This is a genomic window from Sulfitobacter brevis, assembly GCF_900112755.1.
GTDB lineage: Bacteria > Pseudomonadota > Alphaproteobacteria > Rhodobacterales > Rhodobacteraceae > Sulfitobacter > Sulfitobacter brevis.
Map to the genome: position 1 here is coordinate 16,936 of NZ_FOMW01000005.1, position 22,213 is coordinate 39,148.

Consider the following 22,213-nt stretch of genomic DNA (forward strand, 5'->3'; position numbering starts at 1 on the left):
CAAATCTTAGGAGCCCAAAACTTAGGAACAATGCCGCAGGTGTCGGGTTAAAACCCTATCACCCACCCGAGCGAGCCGACATGCAAACTTCTCTGGGCAGACTTCTCTGGCGCGCGCGAAAAAGCAGGACGGCATTATGAAAACCGCATTAACAATCAACGGCACCACGTATCAGTTGGAGGCCGACACCCGCACCACGCTTTTAGATGCGCTGCGCAATCATTTAGGGCTAACCGGCTCGAAAAAGGGCTGCGACCACGGCCAATGCGGTGCCTGCACAGTGATCGTGAACGGGCGGCGCATCAACAGTTGCCTTACCCTCGCCTGCATGCACGATGGCGATGAGATCACTACCATCGAAGGTCTCGGTCAACCCGATGCGATGTCAGCGCTCCAAGAGGCATTCGTGCGCCATGACGGGTACCAATGTGGCTATTGCACGCCCGGGCAAATCTGTTCGGCCACCGCGATGCTGGAGGAGATCAAGGCAGGCTGGCCGAGCAATGTCTCGGACGATCTGGGCACTGACATTCGCCTGACAGCAGCAGAGATTTCGGAGCGGATGAGCGGCAATCTTTGCCGTTGCGCCGCCTACCCCAATATCGTCGCCGCGATTGCCGAAGTCGGGGGAGATAAATCATGAAGCCGTTTGATTATGACCGTGCGAAAGACGCGACTTCGGCCAGTGCTGCCGCTGCGAAAGGTGCCACAATCATCGCGGGCGGCACCAACCTGCTTGACCTGATGAAGCTTGAGGTTATGGCACCTGACAGGCTGATCGACATCACTCGCCTCCCGCTCAAAGAGATCACGCGCACCTCTGACGGCGGCGTACGCATCGGGGCTTTGGTCAGCAACAGCGACCTTGCTGCCGACCCTACGATCAGGACGAATTATGCGGTGTTGTCACGTGCGCTTCTGGCGGGGGCATCCGGTCAATTGCGCAACAAGGCGACAACAGGCGGCAATCTGTGCCAGCGCACGCGGTGCTATTACTTCTATGACACCGACATGCCTTGCAATAAACGCGCACCCGGATCGGGCTGTCACGCGCTGGAGGGGTTCAACCGTATCCACGCGATCCTTGGCACCAGCGAAGCCTGCATCGCCACCCACCCCAGCGATATGGCGGTCGCCCTGCGGGCATTGGATGCCAAGATCGAGATTGAGGGTTCAGGCGGCAGCCGCACGATAGGAATGGAGGGCTTTTACCGTCTTCCTGGAGACCGTCCAGAATTAGACAATACGCTGCAATCCGGCGATGTAATCACCGCCGTGATGCTGCCTGCGCCTGTGACCGACGCACGCCACGTTTACCGGAAGGTCCGTGACCGCGCCTCCTACGCCTTTGCACTGGTATCGGTCGCGGCGGTCGCCCAGATGGACGGCGACAAGATCAAGGAGATCGCGCTGGCCTTTGGCGGGCTTGCGCATATGCCATGGCGCGACGGTGCTGTGGAAGATCTTCTGCGCGGCGAGCGACTGACACCAGCGGTGCTGGATGCCGCGGCCGACAAGTTGCTTGCAGATGCCAAATCCTTTGGCGGCAACGATTTCAAAATTCCACTCGCCCGCCGAACGCTCAAAGCCGTTCTGCGCGAGGCCTGCACCACAGGAGAGCGGACATGAACAAGGTATTTACCATGGACGCGCCGGCGACCAGCCGGCGCTTGGATGACATGCGCCAAGGCCTTGTGGGCAAACCGCTCGACCGGCCGGACGGGCCGTTCAAGGTCACCGGAACCGCGACCTACGCTCATGAATGGAACCTAGATGGCATGGCTTACGGCGTGCTTGTAAGGGCCCCTTTCGCCCGTGGCACCATCACTCATATCGGGCGAGAAGACATTGAAGCGATGGCAGGTGTTCTGCGTGTCATCACCGATGCCCGCTTTCTCAGAAACCCCGCCCAAGGCACGGCAGACGAAGCACCGATACAAGGTCCGACCGAGGTCTTCTACCTGGGCCAGCCCGTCGCACTGGTGGTGGCCGAAACGTTTGAGGCCGCCCGCCATGGCGCACAGCAGCTGACCATGAAGTGGGACTGCAAAACGGCTGTGATCGACCCCGAGACCGCCGAAACCGAAGAAGGCGAGAACCTTGAACAAGGCGATCTCGACGCGGCGATGAAGGCCGCCCACGCGACCGTTGACGCAACCTACCATACCCCCTGCCACACAAGTGCGGCAATGGAGCCGCATTGTTCCACTGCCGTTTGGGAGGGCGACGAGCTGACCCTCTACGGCAGCTACCAGATGCTGAATTATAATATCAACGAGCTGGCCGATTCACTGGGGATCGACGCGGCAAATATCCACATGCGTGCGCCCTATGTCGGTGGTGGCTTCGGCTCTAAACTTGGCATCGCGCCTGAGGCGGTGGCCGCCGCGATTGCCGCGAAAGAGCTGGACCGCCCCGTCGTGGTCGCCCTGTCACGCCCGCAGGTTTTCGAGACCACGATGCGCCGGTCAGAAACCACACAGCGTTTGCGGCTGGCTGCCGATGCGAACGGGAAGCTGACAGGTCTGGGCCACGAGGCTTTGGTGTCGAACCTTGAGGGGGAAACCTTCTCCGAACCAGTGACCCAATCAACGCATTTCCTCTATGCCGCCGAGAACCGCAAAATGGCGATCAATATCGCGCGCCTCAATAAAACATGCGCTGGTTCGGTCCGCGCACCGGGCGAAGCGGTGGGCATGCCGACCTTGGAGAACGCGATGGACGAGCTGGCGGAAAAGCTGGGTCTGGATCCCATCGATCTGCGCAAACGCAACTTGCCAGAGCGTCATCCTGAAGAGGATATTCCGTACTCCTCGCGTAAATACGCCGAAGCGATGGATACCGGTGCCGCGCATTTCGGCTGGGACAAACGCAATCGAACTCCCGGTGGCTTGCGCGAAGGCGAATGGCTGATCGGCCACGGTATGGCGGGTGCAAGCCGCGTGAATTCCATCGGCGAGGCATCGGCTCGGGTCACCCTGTCACGCGCTGAGGATGGCAGTGCCCTTGCCACCGTAGAGACTGATATGACCGACATCGGCACCGGCACCTACGCCGTTCTGTCACAGGTTGCAGGCGAAATGCTCGGCTTGCCGATGGCGCAGGTCATCACCAAACTAGGCGATTCCCGCTTGCCGAAAGGGGCGGGGTCCGGAGGTTCGTGGGGCGCGTCTTCCTCAGGCTCTGCGGTGTTTCTGGCCTGCGAGGCAATCCGCTCCCAGATCAGCGAAAAACTGGGCTTGCGCGAAGAAGAGCTTGAGATGAAAGACAGCGAGGTCACATCCGGCAACACCCGTCGCACATTGGCAGAGGTGCTGGAAGACGGCCCGATCTCGGCAGAAGGCACGATCAAGCCCGGTGATACCGCCGACGATGTGAACCAGGCCTCCTATGGCGCGTATTTCTGCGAAGTTGCGGTCAATGCCGTGACGGGCGAAACTCGCCTGCGTCGGATGACAGGGGTGTTTGGTGCGGGGCGGATTTTGAACGAGAAAACCGCGACGTCTCAGTGCTATGGTGGCATGGTCTGGGGCATCGGCATGGCGCTGACCGAGGAGATGGTGCACGACCCACGCGACGGCCATATCGTTAACCATGACCTCGCTGAATATCACCTGCCGGTGAACCTTGATATGCCACAGCTTGACGTCATCTTGCTCGACGAACGGGACGACTGGGCCTGCCCTATCCAGACCAAGGGCATCGGTGAGCTCGGCTTTTGCGGCGCTGCGGGGGCTATCGTGAATGCAATCTATAACGCCACAGGCGTGCGCATCCGCGACTACCCCGTGACCCTTGACAAGCTGCTCGATGGATTACCGGAGGACTAAGATATTTTCGACCTCGGCAGTCGTGCCGTCTCCGCTTCGGGGGCGGCGCTTTTGCTTGGGCGGGACTGTGGGGCGGAAATGATGATCTTGGCCAAGCCCACTGGTGCGGTTACCATCCCGGCTGCCACCAACCGGAGCATACCGCGTGAAAGCTACTGCCAAACCACGACAGAAGCCTGTGCAAAACCTATCGCGCCAGCCACAGCGCAAGCGCGGCATCAGACGGTTCGAACATCTACTGGATGCTACGGAGCAGCTACTTTGCGATCAGCCTGACAGCGATATCAGCCTGTCGCTGGTGGCACAGATTGCCCAAGTACCGCTGCCATCGATCTACCACTTCTTTCCGAACAAAGACGCGATTCTGGTGGCGCTGGCCCAGCGCTATCACCAGATGCTGGGCGAAATGGCCCGCCTGCCGCTGGACCCGCCTCCCGACAGCTGGCAAGAGATCATCCGCCGCAGGCAAAGCGCGGGGGTGGATTTTCTCAACGCGCACCCCTCGGCCCTGCGCCTGTTCATGGGTGCCGGCGTGAGTGCCGAGGTCCGCACCCTCGACCTGCAAGGCAACACGGCTCTGGCAGCGCTGCGCGCCGCTGAATTCCGACAGTGGTTCGATTGCCGTGCATTGGTTGATCTGGAGAAGCATCTGGCGATTTCGATCGGCGTGACCGATGGCGTCTGGGCAATCTCGTGGTCACAACACCGCCAGATCAGCGCCGATTACCTCGCTGAGAGCAGCCGTGCTGCCATCGCCTACCTGCGTTGCTTCCTGCCCGAGTCTCTGCAACCACAGGTTACAACACATAGTTAACAAAATTTTCTATCGTTATATGCAGCTCGAAATCTGGCGGAACCCTATACGCCTCTCTGTGATTTCTCTCGGAAAACCTTGCCAATACCGCCTATAAACACCGTTAGACTGTCACATCAACACCCGCAACTACCGCACAGCCACTACCCACAAAAACCCCCTATGCAGCCGAATTTTCTGTCGCTAGCGTTGATGTAGGCGACTTGGTGCACGGGGCGCAAACGCGAGGTTCGGAATACCAAGGGCAATCAGCCGCAGGTATTCCTACAATGCGACACTAACCCCTGCCGCCCTGATTGCCTGCCGTCGCCCATGCGACCTCGCGATGGAACATGCTGTCTTATAAAAGGGGACTTACTCATGAGAAATATTTCTTTGTCCAAGAACCGCAGACGCGCGCGGCGCACGGGATTGCTGCTTGGCACAGTGGGCACTTTGGCCTTCGGCTCGGCCCTCGCCGCGCAAGAAACGCTGGTTGTCGGACGCTCGATGGATGTCAATTCGCTCGATCCGTCGCGTGCATTTTGTGACACCTGTCAGGTCTATCTAACGGCCGTTTATGAGCCTCTGCTGACTTTGGGAGAGGACAATAAAACCCTTGTGCCCAAGCTGGCCACCACATGGGAAAACAACGACACTTTCACCGAGTTCACCTTCAACCTGAACCCTGATGCCGTGTTCTCCGACGGCAGCCCAGTTGAGGCATCCGACGTTGTCTGGACCTTCGAGCGGCTGCGCAACCTCAAAGGATCGCCTTCGTTCCTGATGGATGGCACCCAGTCGATCGAGGCAGTCGATACACACACGGTCAAGATCATCGTCGAAGCGCCGAACTCGGAGTTTCTCAACAAAGTCTCCGCGCCCTATACCGGCATCATGAACGCCGAAGCGGCGATGGCGGGCGGTGCGCTTGCCGATGAAAGCGCTGCCACCGCAGATGGCGCCGAAGGCTGGTTCCTCGAAAATTCAGTTGGCAGCGGCCCCTTTGTGCTGACCAATTACGCCCCCGAAGACGAACTGCGCCTCACCGCCAACAGTGCCTATTACGGCACGGCGCCCGGCTTTGGCGAAGTAGTGATTACGCAAATTCAGGACTCGGTCAGCCAAGCCCAAGCGCTGGAAACCGGATCGATCGACATCGCGATGCAGATTGACGCCGATACCGCCAAAAACATGAACAACCCCGATGTCGTGACCGAGATCGTGCCGTCATTCAACTTCGTCTATTTCGCCTTCATGCCCGGCTCGGAAGCGATGAAGGGTAAGTTGACCCCGCCTGTCCGTGAGGCGCTGACCTATGCTGTGGACTACGACGGAATGATCGAATTCACCGTCGGCGGCAACGGCAACAAGATCGCCGCGCCCATCCCCAACGGCTTTCCGGGCACAGCAAACCTGATGCCACGCTCACAGGATGTGGAAAAGGCCAAGTCGATGCTGGCCGACGCAGGCTTGGGTGATGGCTTCACAATGGAAGCGGTCTATCCGAATGATAACGTCTACGGTGTTGATCTGAACATCATGATGCAAAAACTGCAGCAGGACTTTGCGCAGGTTGGCGTAGATGTAACCCTCAAGCCGGTGACCTACCCTGTCTGGCGGGAGGACATGGCCAATGGCCGTGCCGATCTGACAGCAGTCTACTACGCGCCAGACTATTATGGCTCGGGCCAATATGCCGCCTATTTCGGGATGACCGAAGGGTCCACATGGGTCAGCCGCGCTGGATATAAATCACCAGAAACTGTCGTGAATGCCAAAGAGGGCGAGATTTATGCCGCTGCTCTGGCCGCATCGGGCGATGCTGCTGATGCCAAATATGAAGAGCTGGCAAAAGAGCTGATGGCCGATAACGTCATCATTCCGCTGGTCAGCCCTAACCTCGTACTGGCCCATCGCAGCGACATCCAAGGCGTGCGCTACAGCGCCTGTTGCAACCTGCCACTGGCAGAAATCTCGCGTAAATAAGGGGATAGGCCATGCTGCGATACATCATACGCCGCATCTTGGGGGTGCCGTTCCTCCTGTTCGGTGTTGCCAGCGTGGCCTTCCTTCTCTCGCAAAGCACCAAGGGCGATCCTCTCTCCGCCCTTGTGCCTGAACGGATGATGAACAACCCCGAGATTGTCAGCGCGGTTAAGGCGCAGTGGGGTCTCGATCAACCGCTACCGGTTCGCTACGTAATCTACATGAAGAACCTGGTGCAGGGCGATATGGGCACCTCGTTCAACACCCGCCGCCCCGTAGCCCGCGACATCGCCGACCGCCTGCCTGCCACGTTGGAACTTGTGACTGCCGCAATGATCATTGGCACCACCTTCGGGATGGGCATTGGTCTGTTGTCGGCGCGGTTCCGCTATTCGCTGTTTGACAACGCCGCGCGGGGTTTTGCCCTGCTGGGATCGTCACTGCCGATCTTCTGGTCTGGTCTGATTATGCTCTATATTTTCTCGGTCCAGCTTAAATGGACCCCCGGCACAGGTCGGCTCGACGCGCGCAGCACGCCGCCTGAACATATCACCGGCTTTTATTCTATCGACTCGCTGCTGGCAGGCGACTGGGCGCTGCTCGGCCAGACCTTGAGCCACCTCGCCCTGCCCGCCTTTGTATTGGGTTGGTCGGTGGTCGGGATTGTGGCGCGGCTGGTGCGGTCGTCTCTGCTGGAGGCGTTGAGCCAGGATTATGTGCGCACCGCGCGGGCCAAAGGCGCGCCCGAGCGGGTCGTGCTGATCAACCACGCTTTGCGCAATGCGCTGATCCCTGTACTCACCGTCTTGGGCTTTACCTTCGCCTATCTGATCACCGGTGCGGTTTTGACCGAGGCAATTTTTAGCTGGCCCGGCATCGGCTCCTATGCGGTCGCGGCGGCACGCTCTCTGGATTATCCGGCAATTGGCGGCGTGACGATTGTCGGGGCCACGGCATTCCTGCTTGCCAATCTCGCGACCGACATCGCTTACGCTTGGGCCAATCCACGCATCAAGGTGTCAGGATGAGCATGGCGAGCACCTCACCGCGCGCCCGTATGCGGGCTCTCTCATCTGGCCGCGCTCTCTTTGGCAGGCTGCCATTAACAGGTAAAATCGGGGTGCTGATCCTGCTGTTCTGGGCCATTACCGTGGTAAGCGTTCAGTTCTGGCCCTTGGTTGATCCATTGATGATGGCGGGCCGCAGATTGCAGCCCCCCAGTGGCGCTCACTGGCTTGGCACTGATGCCTTGGGGCGTGATGTCTTTTCCCGCACACTGCACGGGGCGGCCTATACCATCCCCGTTGCGGTGATGGTGGTGGTCTTTGCTGTCGTCATCGGCTCTGCGCTTGGCGCGATTGCGGGTTATTTCGGCGGCTGGTTCGACGCGGTCATCATGCGCACCGCCGATGTGACGCTGTCGTTCCCGCCGATCCTGCTGGCGATGACCGTCGCCGCCGCACTGGGTCCGGGTTTGCCCAATGCGGGGCTGGCGATGATCATCGTCTGGTGGCCGATCTATGCCCGGTTGATGCGCGCCCAGGTGCTTGAAGTGCGCACCCGCGAGCATGTCGAGGCTGCGATTGCCGGCGGCGCAGGGCGGGGCCGGGTGTTGGTCGTGCACATCCTGCCGCTGTGCTGGACGCCGACCCTGATCAACGCAACGATGGACTTCGGTCAAGTCGCGCTGCTGGCCGCCTCGCTAAGCTTCATCGGCTTAGGTGCGGTGCCGCCGAGCCCTGAATGGGGCAGCATGATTTCCGAAGGGGCGTCAAAATTCTATAGCTGGTGGATCGCATTCGGCCCCGGCATGGCTATCCTTTCGGTGGTGCTGGCCACCTCGTTTCTGGGCGACGGTCTGCGCGACATCTTTGACCGCAGGGGGCCACAATGACCGCCGCGCCGCTGCTGGAGATACGCGACCTGCGCGCTGCGTTTCGGGGGCCGTCCGGCTTTGTCGAGGCGGTTCGGGGCGTCGATTTCACGCTTAACGCTGGCGAGGTGCTGGGCATTGTCGGAGAGAGCGGGTCCGGTAAATCAGTCGCGATGATGGCCTTGCTGCAACTGTTGCCCGCCCAAGCGCGGGTCAGCGGCTCGGCCAAGTTTAAAGGGCGCGAGTTGATCGGCATGCCGCAGCGACAGATACGGCATATTCTGGGGCGCGAGATCGGCTGTATCTTCCAGGATCCGCTGAGCGCGTTTAACCCGGTGCTCACGATCGGTGCCCAAATCATCGAGGCGATCCGCCTGCATGATCGAAAGATCAGCAAACGCGCGGCCCTGGCCCAAACCATCGACTTGCTGGCCTCGGTCTCGATACCCGAACCAGAGCGGCGGGCGCAACAATATCCCCACGAATTCTCCGGCGGGATGCGGCAGCGGGCAATGATCGCCATGGCACTTGCCAACAACCCCAGCCTGCTTATCGCGGACGAGCCGACCACTGCACTAGATGTCACAGTACAGGCGCAAATCCTCGACCTGCTGCGACGACTGGCCCAAGAGCGCGACATCGGCATGGTGCTTATCACCCATGACCTTGGCGTGGTCGCGAGCATGGCGCGGGATATATCGGTGATGTACAGTGGCCGCGTCGTCGAGACCGGCAGCGCTGACAGCGTGTTCTACGACACCTGCCACCCCTATACCCGCGGGTTGATCGCGGCGATGCCCTCGCTTGAAAGCGTCGGCACCCTGCTGACCCCCATAGACGGCACACCGCCGTCGATCTTTGACCGCCCGCAAGGCTGCAGCTTTGCGCCGCGCTGTGGCTATGCCCTGCCCGCCTGTCATGAAACCGACCCCGAACTGCGCCAGATCGGCACCACCCGTGCGGCCTGTCTGCGCGCCGAAGAGATCGCCGCCGGGACCGTCCGGCCCACCGCGCCGCTTAGCGAAAGCCTGCCGGTATGAGCTTGCATAATCTCACTCCTCCCGTGCTCGACGTGCGCAACCTGTCAAAGGTGTTCCCCATCGGCTCTAACCTGCTGGGCACCAAACCTGCGCAGATGTTGCAGGCCGTCAGTGACGTCAGCTTTCGCGTCGCCCAAGGCGAGACCTTCGGGCTGGTCGGCGAAAGCGGCTGCGGCAAGTCGACCTTGGGGCGCTGTATCCTGCGGCTGATCGATCCCACCCAAGGCGAGGTGTTGCTCGCCGGAACCGACATTACCCATCTGAACGCCGCCGAGATGCGCCCGCTGCGGCAGGACTTGCAGATCGTCTTCCAAGACCCGATGTCCTCACTGCATCCGGGCATGACAATACGGCGCATCCTGGCTGAAGGGCTGCGTTTGCTCAAGCTTGACGCGCAGACCGAGGCCGCCCGCATCGCGGAACTGATATCTCTGGTGCAACTGCCTGCCGACGTTGCTGATCGCTATCCGCACGAACTTTCGGGCGGGCAACGCCAGCGGATCGGTATCGCGCGGGCAATCTCGGTCAATCCCAAAGTGATAGTTCTGGACGAGCCGGTTTCGGCGCTGGATGTCTCGATACAGGCGGGGCTGTTGAACCTGCTGCGCAGCCTGCAAGAGCGATTGAACATCGCTTACGTCTTCATCGCCCATGATCTGAGCGTCGTACGCTATGTCTCGGACCGGATCGGGGTGATGTATCTAGGCCGGATTGTTGAAACGGGCCGCGCCTCCGATCTGTTCGATAATCCGCGCCACCCCTACACCCAAGCGCTGCTGTCGGCGATCCCCTTGGCCGACCCGCGGGCCGAGCGTAAACGCGCACGCACTGTGCTGGAAGGCGATCTGCCCAGCCCGCTGAACCCGCCATCAGGGTGTAGCTTTCGCACCCGCTGCCCGCGTGCCCGGCCGCTCTGCGCCGCCGAGCGGCCGCTGCTGGAAGACACCGCCCATGCCGTAGCCTGCCACTTTCCCGACCCTGCGGGCACCGAGGCAACTGCCCGCGCCACCCCATCAACATTGCAAACCGGAGAGGGTGCATGACCTTGCAACACGCCCAGACCAATTCGCCCCGTGACCGCATCCTGCGCGAAAGAGCCGCCTACGTTATTCCGGGCGGCATGTGGGGCCATCAACGCGCCGCCGCCTTGCCCAGCGGCTATCCGCAGTACTTCTCCAGCGGCAAAGGCGCGCGGGTGACCGATGTGGACGGGCGCGAGTATATTGATTTCATGTGCGCTTGGGGGCCTGTCATTCTGGGCCACCTGCACCCCACTGTGGAGGCCGCTGTCGCGCAGCAATCAGCGCAAGGCGTGTGCCTTAATGGCCCGACCGAACACGCGGTAACGCTGGCCGAGCGGCTGGTCGCGATGGTCACACACGCCGACTGGGCGCTGTTCCAGAAGAACGGGTCGGACGCGATGACCACCTGCGTCACCGTCGCCCGCGCCGAAACCGGACGCCGCAAAGTGCTGGTCGCCCACGGTGCCTATCACGGTGCAGTGCCATGGTGCTCGCCCTCGCTGGTGGGGGTGACCAGCGAAGACCGCGCCCATCTTCTCCACTTCACCTTCAACGATACGGCGAGCCTCGCGCAGGCCGTGGAAGCTGCCGGAGAGGATTTGGCTGCCATCGTCGTCTCAGCCTTTCGGCATGACCTCGGCGTGCCGCAAGAAATGCCCAGCGCAGCCTTTGCCAAAGCGGCACGCGCTGCCTGCGATTATGCCGGTGCGGCCTTAATTGTCGATGATGTGCGAGCGGGCTTTCGCCTCAACCTCGCCGGATCGTGGCAAACCCACGGGGTTGCCGCCGATCTCAGCGCATTTTCAAAGGCCATCGCAAACGGCCATGCTTTGGCCGCTGTGACCGGCAACGACCGGTTTCGCGAAGCCGCGTCGCGGGTCTTTGTCACCGGATCATTCTGGTATTCCGGTGCCCAGATGGCCGCCGCTATTGCCACGCTGGACGAGTTGTCCCGCATCGACGGCCCGGCGGTGATGCAACGGGCCGGCCAGCGCTTGCGCGACGGGTTAGACGCGCAGGCGGCTCACTATGGTTTTGAGCTGCGCCAATCCGGTCCGCCCGCCATGCCCTTGGTGCAATTCAACGGCGACGACGCGACCGCCACTCTGGGCGATGCCTTCTGCACCGAGGCTCTGCGGCGGGGGGTTTATCTGCACCACCGCCACAACATGTTTCTCGGCACGGCGCATACAGATGCAGAGATTGACAGCGCGCTTGACGCGACCGAGGGCGCCTTTGCCGCGCTCGCCAAAACCCGCCCCCTGCCATCAGGAGAAGCCGCATGACTACCGCGCCTCGCAACGTTACCCTCGCTGTCCTCAAAGACCGGGCCAAATTCATCCGCAAGGAAACGGTGCGCCTGTCGCGCATCGCAGGGGCTGGGCATTATTCCTCCACCTTCTCCTGCGCGGAGCTGCTCTCGGTTCTCTACTACGATCAGATGTCGATCGAGCCCGCGCAGCCCGACTGGCCCGAACGGGACCGCTTTGTTATGTCCAAAGGTCATGCCGCCATCGGGCTTTATCCGGTGCTGGCGGATCTGGGCTACTTCGACCCTTCGGAGCTTGATACCTACACGCGGCTCGGTTCCAACTATGGCGATCATCCCGACATGAAGAAGGTCAGAGGGCTGGATTTCTCTTCCGGATCGCTTGGTCACGGGCTGTCGGTTGGTGTCGGCATGGCGCTGGCGGCACGGATGACCAAACGTGCGTACCGCACCTATGTGATGCTGGGAGACGGCGAGCTCAGCGAGGGCCAGATTTGGGAGGCCGCGAATTGCGCAGGTCACTACAAACTGGACAATCTTGTGGCCATCGTTGACCGCAACGGGCTGTCAATTGACGGCCATACCGAGGACATTATGAGTGTCGAGCCGCTGGACAAACGCTTCGAAGCCTTCGGCTGGGACGTTCAGCGCATCGATGGCCATGACCTCGGCGCCATTCAGACTGCATTTGCGGCCCTTGCGACCACCACAAGCGGCAAGCCCCAACTGATCATTGCCGATACCGTAAAGGGGCGCGGCGTAGCGCGGATGGAAATGTCGCTCGACTGGCATGTCGGCAATCTGGTGGGCGAAGATTATGATGATGTGATGGCCGAGCTCGACGCCGGACTGAAACCCTTTGAACCGGAGGCGGCGCTATGACCACCGATATGCAAGACGAAAGCGAAATCTTCCGCGGCACCACCACAGGCAGCACCCGTCTGCGCGACGCCCGTTCGGTCCGTGGCACCCCCAAGGCAGGTATGCCCGCCTTTGTGCTCGGCGAGGAACTGGCCGATATCGCCGATACCGACCCGCGCATCGTGGTGGCCACGGCTGATCTGGCCTCGGCCAACCGCACCAACGATTTTCGCGATCGCCATCCCGACCGTTTTGTGAACTTCTCCATCGCTGAAAAGAACATGATCACCGCGGCGGCGGGCATGGCGTCGACAGGGCTTATCCCTTACGTCGCGACCTTTGCCAGTTTTGCCGCCATTCTGGGTGCCGAGGCGATCCGCACCGATTGCGCTTACCCAAAGATGAAGGTCCGCGTGCTGGGCAGCCATTCGGGCATGTCGATGGGCTTCTACGGCAGCTCGCACCATGCCTTGGAAGATCTGGCAATGTTGCGGTGCATGGCCGACCTGACGGTGGTCTGTGCGACCGACGCCAACCATCTGCGAGCGATCCTGCGCGCCTCGGTCGAACATCCGCGTGCGATGTATATCCGGCTGGGTCGGGGCCGCGATCCGGTCGTGTATGACACCGTGCCCGAAATTGAATTTGGCCGCGCCCTTCGCCTGCGGGAAGGCACCGATCTGACGCTCATCACCTGCGGCTCGCAGGTACGGGCCTCGCTTGACGCGGCAGAGGCTCTGCAACAGCAGGGCATATCAGTGCGGGTGGTGGATATGTTCACCATCGACGAGATGGACCGCGAGGAAATACGCGCGGCGGCGGATGACACTGGCGCGATCCTCACGGTTGAGGAGCATAACGTGACAGGTGGTTTGGGTTCAGCCGTCGCGGATGTGCTGGTTGATCTGCCCCGCATCCGGTTTCGCAAACATGGGGTGCCCGATAAATATGTCGAGGTCGGCCCGCCTGCTGCACTTTATGCCCATTACAAGCTGGATGCAGCGGGCATTACCGAGGTCGCAAAGTCCTTTTTAGAAAAGTAGTCGCGCTATGTCAGGCTTGGCGCCAAGGCCAGAAATGCCAAGCCTGACAGCCCAATGCTCAACCCCAGCGGAAAGCGGCTGTGATCCTCTATGCCGCGCCAACCGGTTTCGCGATTCTTCAGCGCAGCGCGCAACACCATCAGCAGCACCACACCCGCGACGATTCCCACCGACAGCACCAGCGCGAAGACCGCCAGCGCGTCTGTGGGGATCAGCAAGGTCAGCACAGCGAGAAGCTTCACATCGCCTCCGCCCATGAGCCGCAGCGCAAAAAGCGTCAATCCAAAAACAAAAACAACTGCCGCAGCAGCCGCACGCCAGACAATCTGTTCCAGCGACACGGAGAATGCCAGACTGCCAACGGCGACGACCAGAATGACCAGCACCAGCCGGTTGGGAATGCGCATAAAGCGCATGTCATAGAGGATGACGCAAACCAACAGGGGCGCGATGATCCAACTTACCGGGAGTTGCAAATCCACAGGTCCGTTCATTCACTTGCCTGACGCGAGTCGTTGATCACGGTGATCAGCTCCAATTGGCCGCTGGTTGATGTCTTGGCGTAGATATTGCGCAGATGCGTGCGGATTGTAGGCACAGATAACTCCAGAGTCGCGGCGATGTCTTTGGCCTTTGTGCCAATCGCCAGAAGCTCGCAGACTCGCAACTCGGCACGGCTGAGGCCACACGGATTGGCGGCGGTCAGGATATCCCCGCCAAGATAGCGCTCCGGCATGGCCTGCGAGCGTCCGTTCGAGCGGATGATCCGCCCCGCCAGCCCCTTAACCCGCAGCGCCCAGGCCTCGGCCAGGGCCGTGGTAACCAGTGAGGGGTGCAACTGCGGGTGCAGTTTGGGCGGCTGATCAAAGATCATCTCGATGGCATCAATCTGCTCGGTGTTCGCATGCAATATGACCAGGCTGACTTCATTGACCTCAGGGCGCTTGCTCCACTCTGCCGCTGCCGAGGAGCGCGCGAAGCTCGTTTCTTTTCTAAGCCGCGAAAGCCGCCAGATTGACCCCGGCACAAGCGCATCCAGCCGGGTATCGCGCAAATAGCTCGCCAACTTGCCACTGCTCACCTCGGGCTTGGAGGTCAGCAACGCATGGGTTGCGCCCGCAATCGGATGCGCCCGCCCGCCGCTCAGCCGGTACATCGCGATATTTAGCGCATCGGTCTGGCGCGAGAGTACCGCAAGCACATCCCCGAGCGCTGAGCGGCCCGAAACTGCCGCGTGAAAATCATTGAGCAGCGCAAAGCTGCGGGAAATCCGCAATTGCAGGTCATTCGCCTCTGGAAAAGGGATGACCTGCGAACGATCTCTAACGATGTGTTGTGCCATATTGATGCTCTGTCTTATTGCGCCATCCCCTAATTGCAGGGTGAACAAAGGTACAGCACGTCCACAAAACGGCAGAAAGATGGCAGAACCACCAAAACGCCACTTTCGTTAATGAAAATACGTAAGGTTTATGGTGTTTGGTGCGAATTTCCCGCGCTAGGGGAGTTTTTCACGCCCTACGAGCAGTACCAAAGCCGCACACATGCCGCGATATGGCCCCACTCACTCATCCACATGAATGATGTGAGCCCTACGCAATTCTAGTAAATTTTTATTCATCGGCGGCCCAGTGAGGGCCAAAATCACTGGGCCAATCCGCCCCCATTAATAGGAACACAACGATGAACAAATTTACAAACCTCTGGACCCGTTTCCGCACCTGTGAAGAAGGCGCGACACTGGTTGAATACGGCATCGCATTGAGCCTTGCTGTGACCCTTGGCGCCGGTGCGCTTATTGCTTTGGGCGACGATGTCGGCGCCACCATGAATGCGGCCGGCGACGCGATGCCAGCCCAAGCTGCAGAGGCTGATAGCGGTGGCTCCATTTAAGGCTATGCCTACCCCGCTCCGGTCTTTCAGGCCGGAGCGGGCCCTTTTTATCGGTTCTGTTGAAAGCGATATCCATGCCCCCCCGCTCCTCCCTCAAAGCAATCAAAGAAAGCGAAGACGGCGGCGTCCTTGTGATCTGGGCTTTGGCGTTGGTGATTTTTCTGGGGCTCATCGGTATCATTTTCGACATTGGCCGCCTCGCCACGACGCAGGCCGAACTACAGTCCTTTGCTGATTCAGTCAGCCTCTCTGCCGCAGCAGAACTTGACGGTCGCGCCGACGCCATCTCGCGGGCACAGACAGCGGCGACGACATTGATCCGTGACACCCAGACGTATGGTGATGGCGGTGCCGCTCTGGGTGCCGAGGATTTCACCTTAACATTTTACTCCCCCGGATCAGACGGTCAGTTCTCAAGCGATGCTGCCCGCGTCACCACCAACCCGCACAACGCGCGTTTTGTGACCACGCGTGTTAACCCACGCCGCGTGGCCCCCGGCCTCGGTGCCGCTTTCGCCGCGTTGAGCGGGACCCGTGAAAACTCTGGCGAGACCTCTGCACAAGCCACCGCAGGCTTTTCTCTTGAGGCCTGCAACGTTGCTCCAGTGGCCGTGTGCCTGCCGACCATCGACTTTGATGCCGCTACCAGCATTGGCCAAACTCTCGAACTTCAAGCCACCGTCGGCATCGGTCAGTTGTTGCCCGGCCAGCTGAGCGCCGTGAACTCGCTTACCAATGCACTGGACGGGCTCAGCATTTGTGCGGGCTTGTTGGGCGGCAGCCTCGAAGCCTGCCTGATCGCATCGCGCGAACCGGAAACCGCCTGCACAGGGCGCGGTGGGCTTGAGCTTTCTGCTGATATATCAGGCTCAGGCGTGCTGGATGCTATTAACACCCGCTTTGACCAATTTGGCGGAGTCGCGGCCGGACTTCAAAACAACCCGGCCTTTTCCGGTGCGCCCAACGTGTTGACTGGTATCACGAACAGATTGGGCCAGTGCAATTTTCTGCCCGGCCTTCTTAACGGGCTTTTGGGCGGCGGGTCCGGCGCTGGCGGCGATCTCGGCTTGCCTGCTGATGATTGTGTAAGCTCAGGCGCTTGCGGCATACAAGGCGATGGCACGTGGGAGGCCGGACGTACCGCCTATATCAATGCCCACTATAAGGGCACTGATCCGCACCCCTCCGCGCGGACGCGTTTCGCATTCTACCAAGCCGAGATTGCAGCATCTGCGCAGGTCACGGGCATACCCGTCATTGGTAACCTGCTGGGCGGGTTCACCGGACAGATGTGCGCGCCCCAGCCCAATAAGGATCCGACCCGCCGGCTGATGGTTGTAGCTGGCATCGATTGCCTGTCTGCCAACGTTGATGCAGCTGTCTCCGTCCCCCCTGTTCAACAGTTTTTCGAAGTCTTCGCGCTTGGTCCTGTCTCCGGCGGCAAGCTCTCCGTCGAGATCACCGCCTGCCTGGGTGGCGGTTGTGGCGGCGGCAATCTGGATACCGAAGTGAAAGATATCGTGAGGCTGGTGGAATGAAATTGCCCCGTATCCTTACGCCGATCTGGCAAGACGAAAGCGGTGCCGCACTGGTGGAATTCGCACTGCTGCTGCCTATGGCACTGCTGTTTCTTGGTCTGTGCTTTGAAGGCGGTCGGACGTTCTGGTCTTATCAGACCACCATATCCGGTGTGCGGGACGCAACGCGTTACCTGAGCCGCGTCGTCGATGCCGATATCTGCGTCAACGGCGGCTCGACCACTGAATGGAACGACAAGTTGCTCGAGATCGTGCGGACCACGCAATCAGGCGCAACCCTGTTTCCGACTGCGGTTTCGATCTCTGCTGTGACTTCCGAACTGGCGTGCATTGCAGGCAGCTATCGGGGCGGTGCAGCCCCCGTAGCGACCGTAACAGCCAACCTAAATATCGGCGTGCCGTTTGCGGGGCTGTTCTCCATCGCTGGCGTCAACGTCCAAACCATACGCACCAGCGTCACAGACAGCACAAGGGTGCTGGGGCTATGAGCGACACAGGTCTCCTCCGGCGGTTCTCAACTGATGAAACGGGTTCGGTCTTGATCGAGTTCGCGGTGGTGCTGTGCATTTTCTTCCTGCTGGTCTTTGGCATCATCGATTTCGCCCGCCTCGGGTTTTCAAACGTCATGGCCGAGAAAGCGATGGAAACGGCTGTACGCATGGCAACCGTGCGCCCCGTCGCCTGCGAGGACGTACCTACCGTCAACCAGCGCGGACTGCTCGGCACCCTGTCGGTCGATCTGCCTAACGGTACGGCGTGCACCGCGCGCGCTGGCCTGTGTGTCGAGGCCGAGACCGTGTCTTGCACCGGCGCCTCCGGCAACGCGACCTCCGCAACGATCTGGGCGCAGATCGAGCCGCTGCTGCCCGTCAACGCCGTGCCAGACAACCTGCAATTCAGCTACAGCTTCGACCCCGAACTTAACCGCGTCGGCGCGCCCTATGCCCCGATCGTGACGGTGACGATCGTCGATCTGCAGTTCGATTTCATCTCCCCACTCGGGGCGCTTGCCGCCTTGGCCGGAGCCAACGACACGAACGAGCTTGGTGCGAGTTTCGTGTTCCCGTCGCTCAGCGCCTCCCTCCCTTCTGAAGACCTAAAATAGGACTTTGACATGACACTTGCGCATCACGATATCGAAAAGCAGGTCGCGTCGGCGATCACCCCCGCGACACAGGCACCTGCGCCTGCGCGCACCAAGGTCCTGATCGTGACGCAGGATCCGGCGATGGCACAAATGCTGCAAAGCGAGATGGCCAGCGACGCAAGCGTCACAGGGCGTATCCACTCAGGCGCCCTCGCTAGTGTGGTGGATGTCCTTGCCAGCGCAAATCATGTCCCCAATGTTTTGGTATTTCAGCTTAGCGAAGATGACAACGCCGCGCTGTCTGCCATTCGCGCCCGCCATCCCGGAATGCAGATTGTTGCGATCACGCCGACCGACTTGCCTGACGCAGACCAAGCCGCCTTGCGGGCCGCTGGGGTGCAAGAAGTGTTGGTGATGAAAGTGGCCAGCGAAGCTCCTGTCGCCGAGGACCTTGAGGAAGCTCCGATTGCTGCTGCCGAGATTGAGAAGATTGTCGAGCCCGACGAGCCTAATATCGACACTGATCTAGATCTCGACCCCGAAGCGAACTTCGAAGACGACCTCAACGCCGGCGGTGAGGAGGAAAACGAAGCGCTAGCGACTGTTGAACCCGAACTGGCCGAAACGTCTGAAGCGGTTGAGGCAGAGGCCCCCGCCCTCTCCAAACCAGCCAAGTTGCCGATGCCGAAACCCACCCCGCCGCTCGCGCCCGCTGCCATGGGCATCCCCGCCCCGGCCGCGACGCCGCGCACGCCGCGCCCTCATCATGAACAGGGGCCTGCCCCCCTGTCTGCCGCCACCCGCCCTGCCTCCGCCGGAGGGGACATCACCGTCTTGCTTCGTGCGCGGGGCGGGGCCGGAGCCACGACCCTTGCGGTCAATCTGGCTGTGGCGCAGGCAAAGCGCAGCGGCGAGGGCAAAACCGCGCTCGTCGATCTGGATATCCAGAACGGCGCCGTCGCGCTGTTGCTGGACCTCCCCGATTCTGCCGAAGCCACCCGCTTTTTGCGCGGCGAAACCGCGACCGACGGTACTTTTCTCGACACAGCAATGGTGCGCCACAGCAGCGGCGTTGACGTGCTGACCGCGCCTGATGTCTTTGGCCCGCTCACCTCGATCCGCCCTGAAATGGTGGCCAGCCTGATCGATGCACTCAAGGCCCGCTACGATCATGTGATCCTCGACATGCCGCAGGCGGTCGTCGACTGGATGGAGCCGGTGCTGTCAAAAGCTTCGCGGCTTTTGGTGGTCAGCGACATGTCCCTGCTCGCGATCCGCCGCACCCGTAGGCTGATCGATTTGATCGCCGAAGAGCATATGACCCTGCCGCTGCATGTGGTGATGAATTTCCAGAAAAAGCCTGTGCTCAGCAGTGCCGCGCAGAAAGAAGCCACCCAGTTGATCGGTCGTCCGCTCAGCTATTGGATCCCCGCTGATCCCAAAGCCGCCCGTCGCGCCAGCGATACCGGCGCGCCAATGGTGCTGCAGTCCAAACGTGCGGCTGCATCCAAGGCCATTTCCGCGCTCGGCAAAGTGATTTTCGCAAACAAGACAAAGGGGTAATTTATGTTCCGCTCGTTCCATTCCGCACCCGCTGCCCCTGCCGCAAGCCAAGCCACGCCCCCCGTGGTCCCCAATGAAACAGCCCCCGTAATGACGGCACCCGCACCTGTGGCCGAACCCGCGAAGTCGCCCACACCTGCCACCCCTACCAGCGCAGCCCAGTCTGAAGGCACGGCTGCCTATAGCGGCCTGAAAAGCGAACTGCATGTCTTGTTGCTGGAGCAGCTAAACCTCGCGCAGCTTGATAAGGTCAGCAAAGCCGAATTGCGCCGCGAGATTGCCAATCTGACCGCGACCTATATGCAAGAGCATGGCCGCCACATGTCCTCGGCTGATTTTCAGTCGCTGTTGGACGAGTTGCTGGACGAGGTGCTGGGCCTTGGCCCGCTGGAGCCGCTGCTGGCCGACCCCACGATCAGCGACATATTGGTTAACGGCGTCAACAATGTCTTTATCGAACGCAACGGTTTGCTGGAGCGGACATACGTGCAGTTCCGTGACGAGCGGCATCTGCTGCGGATCATTGACAAGATCGTGTCGAGCATCGGTCGCCGGATTGATGAAAGCCAGCCTTGGGTCGACGCGCGGCTCGAAGACGGCAGCCGCGTCAACGCGATCATCCGCCCCTGCGCCATCGACGGGCCAAGCCTGTCGATCCGTAAGTTCTCCAAGACGCCGCTGCGGATGGACAAGTTGCTGGAGCACGGCGCGCTATCAAAACCTGCGGCGCAGTTTCTTGAAGCGGCTGTGAAAGGCCGGATGAACATCCTGATCTCTGGCGGCACCGGATCGGGCAAAACCACCATGCTGAACGCTCTGTCAGCCTATATCGACCCACGTCACCGCATGGTCACCATCGAAGACGCCGCCGAATTGCAGCTGCAGCAAGAGCACGTCGTACGCCTTGAGACCCGCCCGTCGAATGCCGAGGGCAATGGCCGCATTACCCAGCGCGATCTGCTGATCAACGCCCTGCGGATGCGCCCTGACCGGATCATGGTTGGCGAGGTGCGCGGCCCCGAGGCGTTTGACATGTTGCAGGCGATGAATACCGGCCACGACGGCTCCATGACCACGATCCACGCCAACACCGCGCGCGATGCCATCAGCCGGCTTGAGCAGATGGTGACAATGATCGGTGGTGATTTCCCGATGCAGGCGGTGCGTTCGCAGGTCGCGGCGGGTTTGCAGATTGTGCTGCAGCTCAACCGTTTGTCCGATGGCAAGCGCAAGGTCACCAGCATTTCCGAGATTGTCGGTCTGGAAGGCGATGTTGTGATGATGCAGGACATCTTTGTTTTCAAGAAGATGGGTGTCGATGCCGATGGCAATGTGCAGGGCCGGATGATGGCTACTGGCGTGCGCCCGCATTGCTTTGAATCGTTGATGGCGTCGGGCGTGCCTTTGGCCACCGATGCCTTCAGCACCTTCGGTCAGGTGGCATAATGGACCTTTTCGGCACTGATATTATCTCGATCCTGATCGGCTTGGCCGTTCTGCTTGTTGGCGGGCTGGCCCTGCGCCTGGTGTTCGCGCCAGAAGCTTCGCAGGAGAAAGCAGCCGCCAAGCGGATCAAGAACCTGCGCGGCACCAGCGATCAGAAAACCGCCGAAGCGATGGTGCTGAAAAAGCGCCAGCCAATAACCGGGCGCGACCTGCCTTTCGTGGGGAACTTGCCACTTATCGTGCAACGTGCAGGGCTGGAGGGGAAAGAACCGCTTCTGATCCTGATCACTGCCTCGATTGCCATGGTTCTGACGGTTGTCCTGTCGCTGAAGCTCGGATTTTACTTCGCTTTGCCCACCGGTATTGTTCTGGCCTGCCTTGGCGTGCGCCAAGTGCTGATGGCACGGCACAACAAACGCGTCGATGCCCTGACACAACAATTGCCGGACGCGCTTGATTTGATGATGCGCGGCTTGCGGGTTGGACATCCGGTCAATGCCACCATCGCGAATGTCGGACGCACTATGGCCGATCCAATCGGGGCCGAGTTTCGCATTCTGGCGCAACAGGTTAGCCACGGCGACTACCTGACAGACGCCTTCACCGACTTTGCCGAGCGCGTCGGGCGAGAGGACGTTGAATACCTTGCTGTTTCGATCAATATCCAGCACGGCACTGGCGGCAATCTGGCCGAGATGCTGAGCACACTGTCCACGGTGGTGCGCGACCGGATCCTTATGCGGCGCCGGGTGCGGGCGATCTCCTCCGAAGGGCGAATCTCGGCATACCTTTTGTCGTCCTTGCCTGTCGTGATCTACCTCGCGACCACCATAACCGCACCGTCCTATTATGCCGACGTCAGCGACGACCCGCTGTTCAAACCCATCGCCTTCGCCATCGTTGCACTGGTGGTCGGGAACTTCCTCGCCCTGCGTAAACTCGTTTCATTCCAGTATTGAGGTCTA

21 protein-coding genes are annotated in these 22,213 nt (G+C 60.6%); 19 read left to right on the plus strand and 2 right to left on the minus strand.

The window, feature by feature from the left end; translation table 11 throughout:
* Nucleotides 1-136: 136 nt before the first annotated feature.
* From BM174_RS07755 to BM174_RS07810, 12 genes are all read left to right on the plus strand, one after another.
* Nucleotides 137-643, plus strand: a complete 507-nt coding sequence (locus BM174_RS07755) for a 2Fe-2S iron-sulfur cluster-binding protein (protein WP_093923289.1) — start codon at nucleotides 137-139, stop codon at nucleotides 641-643.
* Nucleotides 640-1,629: an FAD binding domain-containing protein gene (locus tag BM174_RS07760; RefSeq protein WP_093923290.1), complete on the plus strand. Its 990-nt coding sequence runs from the start codon at nucleotides 640-642 to the stop codon at nucleotides 1,627-1,629. The genes BM174_RS07755 and BM174_RS07760 overlap by 4 nt, the downstream gene beginning before the upstream one ends.
* Nucleotides 1,626-3,830, plus strand: coding sequence for a xanthine dehydrogenase family protein molybdopterin-binding subunit (locus BM174_RS07765; protein WP_093923291.1), 2,205 nt, complete (start codon nucleotides 1,626-1,628; stop codon nucleotides 3,828-3,830). The genes BM174_RS07760 and BM174_RS07765 overlap by 4 nt, the downstream gene beginning before the upstream one ends.
* A gap of 145 nt (nucleotides 3,831-3,975) precedes the next feature.
* Nucleotides 3,976-4,644: a TetR/AcrR family transcriptional regulator gene (locus tag BM174_RS07770; RefSeq protein WP_177209445.1), complete on the plus strand. Its 669-nt coding sequence runs from the start codon at nucleotides 3,976-3,978 to the stop codon at nucleotides 4,642-4,644.
* A gap of 360 nt (nucleotides 4,645-5,004) precedes the next feature.
* Nucleotides 5,005-6,612 carry an ABC transporter substrate-binding protein gene (locus BM174_RS07775; protein ID WP_093923293.1) on the plus strand — a complete coding sequence of 536 codons (1,608 nt, stop codon included), beginning with the start codon at nucleotides 5,005-5,007 and terminating at the stop codon, nucleotides 6,610-6,612.
* A gap of 11 nt (nucleotides 6,613-6,623) precedes the next feature.
* Nucleotides 6,624-7,640, plus strand: coding sequence for an ABC transporter permease (locus BM174_RS07780; RefSeq protein WP_093923294.1), 1,017 nt, complete (start codon nucleotides 6,624-6,626; stop codon nucleotides 7,638-7,640).
* Entirely contained in the window at nucleotides 7,637-8,506 is an 870-nt protein-coding gene (locus BM174_RS07785; RefSeq protein WP_218152921.1) for an ABC transporter permease, read from the plus strand. The genes BM174_RS07780 and BM174_RS07785 overlap by 4 nt, the downstream gene beginning before the upstream one ends.
* Complete coding sequence (locus tag BM174_RS07790) at nucleotides 8,503-9,525, plus strand: ABC transporter ATP-binding protein (RefSeq protein WP_093923295.1); 1,023 nt, start codon at nucleotides 8,503-8,505, stop codon at nucleotides 9,523-9,525. Before BM174_RS07785 ends, BM174_RS07790 begins: the two co-directional genes overlap by 4 nt.
* Entirely contained in the window at nucleotides 9,522-10,568 is a 1,047-nt protein-coding gene (locus BM174_RS07795) for an ABC transporter ATP-binding protein (RefSeq protein WP_093923296.1), read from the plus strand. The genes BM174_RS07790 and BM174_RS07795 overlap by 4 nt, the downstream gene beginning before the upstream one ends.
* Nucleotides 10,565-11,833 (plus strand): aminotransferase class III-fold pyridoxal phosphate-dependent enzyme, encoded by a 1,269-nt coding sequence (locus tag BM174_RS07800; protein WP_093923297.1) that lies wholly within the window; start codon nucleotides 10,565-10,567, stop codon nucleotides 11,831-11,833. Before BM174_RS07795 ends, BM174_RS07800 begins: the two co-directional genes overlap by 4 nt.
* Nucleotides 11,830-12,699, plus strand: a complete 870-nt coding sequence (locus tag BM174_RS07805; protein WP_093923298.1) for a transketolase — start codon at nucleotides 11,830-11,832, stop codon at nucleotides 12,697-12,699. Before BM174_RS07800 ends, BM174_RS07805 begins: the two co-directional genes overlap by 4 nt.
* A complete protein-coding gene (locus tag BM174_RS07810; RefSeq protein ID WP_093923299.1) occupies nucleotides 12,696-13,721 on the plus strand; it encodes a transketolase family protein in 1,026 nt (341 codons plus the stop codon). Before BM174_RS07805 ends, BM174_RS07810 begins: the two co-directional genes overlap by 4 nt.
* 5 nt (nucleotides 13,722-13,726) lie before the next feature.
* On the opposite strand, the gene BM174_RS07815 is transcribed toward BM174_RS07810, so the two are convergent.
* Entirely contained in the window at nucleotides 13,727-14,215 is a 489-nt protein-coding gene (locus BM174_RS07815) for an A24 family peptidase (RefSeq protein ID WP_093923300.1), read from the minus strand.
* Nucleotides 14,212-15,063 carry a helix-turn-helix domain-containing protein gene (locus tag BM174_RS07820; RefSeq protein ID WP_093923301.1) on the minus strand — a complete coding sequence of 284 codons (852 nt, stop codon included), beginning with the start codon at nucleotides 15,061-15,063 and terminating at the stop codon, nucleotides 14,212-14,214. Before BM174_RS07820 ends, BM174_RS07815 begins: the two co-directional genes overlap by 4 nt.
* 341 nt (nucleotides 15,064-15,404) lie before the next feature.
* On the opposite strand from BM174_RS07820, the gene BM174_RS07825 reads away from it, so the two are divergent.
* The 7 genes from BM174_RS07825 (at nucleotide 15,405) to BM174_RS07855 (ending at nucleotide 22,207) form a co-directional block, all read left to right on the plus strand.
* The gene (locus tag BM174_RS07825) at nucleotides 15,405-15,614 is read left to right on the plus strand and encodes a Flp family type IVb pilin (protein WP_093923302.1); all 210 of its coding nucleotides are present in this window, start codon (nucleotides 15,405-15,407) and stop codon (nucleotides 15,612-15,614) included.
* Nucleotides 15,615-15,688: 74 nt separating this feature from the next.
* Nucleotides 15,689-17,152 carry a TadE/TadG family type IV pilus assembly protein gene (locus tag BM174_RS07830; protein WP_093923303.1) on the plus strand — a complete coding sequence of 488 codons (1,464 nt, stop codon included), beginning with the start codon at nucleotides 15,689-15,691 and terminating at the stop codon, nucleotides 17,150-17,152.
* Nucleotides 17,149-17,640, plus strand: coding sequence for a TadE/TadG family type IV pilus assembly protein (locus BM174_RS07835; protein ID WP_093923304.1), 492 nt, complete (start codon nucleotides 17,149-17,151; stop codon nucleotides 17,638-17,640). Before BM174_RS07830 ends, BM174_RS07835 begins: the two co-directional genes overlap by 4 nt.
* Nucleotides 17,637-18,257, plus strand: coding sequence for a TadE/TadG family type IV pilus assembly protein (locus BM174_RS07840; RefSeq protein WP_093923305.1), 621 nt, complete (start codon nucleotides 17,637-17,639; stop codon nucleotides 18,255-18,257). The genes BM174_RS07835 and BM174_RS07840 overlap by 4 nt, the downstream gene beginning before the upstream one ends.
* Before the next feature lie 9 nt (nucleotides 18,258-18,266).
* Nucleotides 18,267-19,802: a CpaE/TadZ family protein gene (locus tag BM174_RS07845; RefSeq protein WP_093923306.1), complete on the plus strand. Its 1,536-nt coding sequence runs from the start codon at nucleotides 18,267-18,269 to the stop codon at nucleotides 19,800-19,802.
* A gap of 3 nt (nucleotides 19,803-19,805) precedes the next feature.
* A complete protein-coding gene (locus tag BM174_RS07850) occupies nucleotides 19,806-21,248 on the plus strand; it encodes a TadA family conjugal transfer-associated ATPase (RefSeq protein WP_245766299.1) in 1,443 nt (480 codons plus the stop codon).
* Entirely contained in the window at nucleotides 21,248-22,207 is a 960-nt protein-coding gene (locus tag BM174_RS07855) for a type II secretion system F family protein (protein WP_093923307.1), read from the plus strand. The genes BM174_RS07850 and BM174_RS07855 overlap by 1 nt, the downstream gene beginning before the upstream one ends.
* The last annotated feature ends 6 nt before the right edge of the window (nucleotides 22,208-22,213 follow it).

Bases quoted from the DNA above. Each gene is read 5' to 3' on its own strand.
- BM174_RS07755 (WP_093923289.1), top strand. From the start codon at position 137: ATGAAAACCGCATTAACAATCAACGGCACCACGTATCAGTTGGAGGCC.
- BM174_RS07760 (WP_093923290.1), top strand. From the start codon at position 640: ATGAAGCCGTTTGATTATGACCGTGCGAAAGACGCGACTTCGGCCAGT.
- BM174_RS07765 (WP_093923291.1), top strand. From the start codon at position 1,626: ATGAACAAGGTATTTACCATGGACGCGCCGGCGACCAGCCGGCGCTTG.
- BM174_RS07775 (WP_093923293.1), top strand. From the start codon at position 5,005: ATGAGAAATATTTCTTTGTCCAAGAACCGCAGACGCGCGCGGCGCACG.
- BM174_RS07780 (WP_093923294.1), top strand. From the start codon at position 6,624: ATGCTGCGATACATCATACGCCGCATCTTGGGGGTGCCGTTCCTCCTG.
- BM174_RS07785 (WP_218152921.1), top strand. From the start codon at position 7,637: ATGAGCATGGCGAGCACCTCACCGCGCGCCCGTATGCGGGCTCTCTCA.
- BM174_RS07790 (WP_093923295.1), top strand. From the start codon at position 8,503: ATGACCGCCGCGCCGCTGCTGGAGATACGCGACCTGCGCGCTGCGTTT.
- BM174_RS07795 (WP_093923296.1), top strand. From the start codon at position 9,522: ATGAGCTTGCATAATCTCACTCCTCCCGTGCTCGACGTGCGCAACCTG.
- BM174_RS07800 (WP_093923297.1), top strand. From the start codon at position 10,565: ATGACCTTGCAACACGCCCAGACCAATTCGCCCCGTGACCGCATCCTG.
- BM174_RS07805 (WP_093923298.1), top strand. From the start codon at position 11,830: ATGACTACCGCGCCTCGCAACGTTACCCTCGCTGTCCTCAAAGACCGG.
- BM174_RS07810 (WP_093923299.1), top strand. From the start codon at position 12,696: ATGACCACCGATATGCAAGACGAAAGCGAAATCTTCCGCGGCACCACC.
- BM174_RS07815 (WP_093923300.1), bottom strand. From the start codon at position 14,215: ATGAACGGACCTGTGGATTTGCAACTCCCGGTAAGTTGGATCATCGCG.
- BM174_RS07820 (WP_093923301.1), bottom strand. From the start codon at position 15,063: ATGGCACAACACATCGTTAGAGATCGTTCGCAGGTCATCCCTTTTCCA.
- BM174_RS07825 (WP_093923302.1), top strand. From the start codon at position 15,405: ATGAACAAATTTACAAACCTCTGGACCCGTTTCCGCACCTGTGAAGAA.
- BM174_RS07830 (WP_093923303.1), top strand. From the start codon at position 15,689: ATGCCCCCCCGCTCCTCCCTCAAAGCAATCAAAGAAAGCGAAGACGGC.
- BM174_RS07835 (WP_093923304.1), top strand. From the start codon at position 17,149: ATGAAATTGCCCCGTATCCTTACGCCGATCTGGCAAGACGAAAGCGGT.
- BM174_RS07840 (WP_093923305.1), top strand. From the start codon at position 17,637: ATGAGCGACACAGGTCTCCTCCGGCGGTTCTCAACTGATGAAACGGGT.
- BM174_RS07845 (WP_093923306.1), top strand. From the start codon at position 18,267: ATGACACTTGCGCATCACGATATCGAAAAGCAGGTCGCGTCGGCGATC.
- BM174_RS07850 (WP_245766299.1), top strand. From the start codon at position 19,806: ATGTTCCGCTCGTTCCATTCCGCACCCGCTGCCCCTGCCGCAAGCCAA.
- BM174_RS07855 (WP_093923307.1), top strand. From the start codon at position 21,248: ATGGACCTTTTCGGCACTGATATTATCTCGATCCTGATCGGCTTGGCC.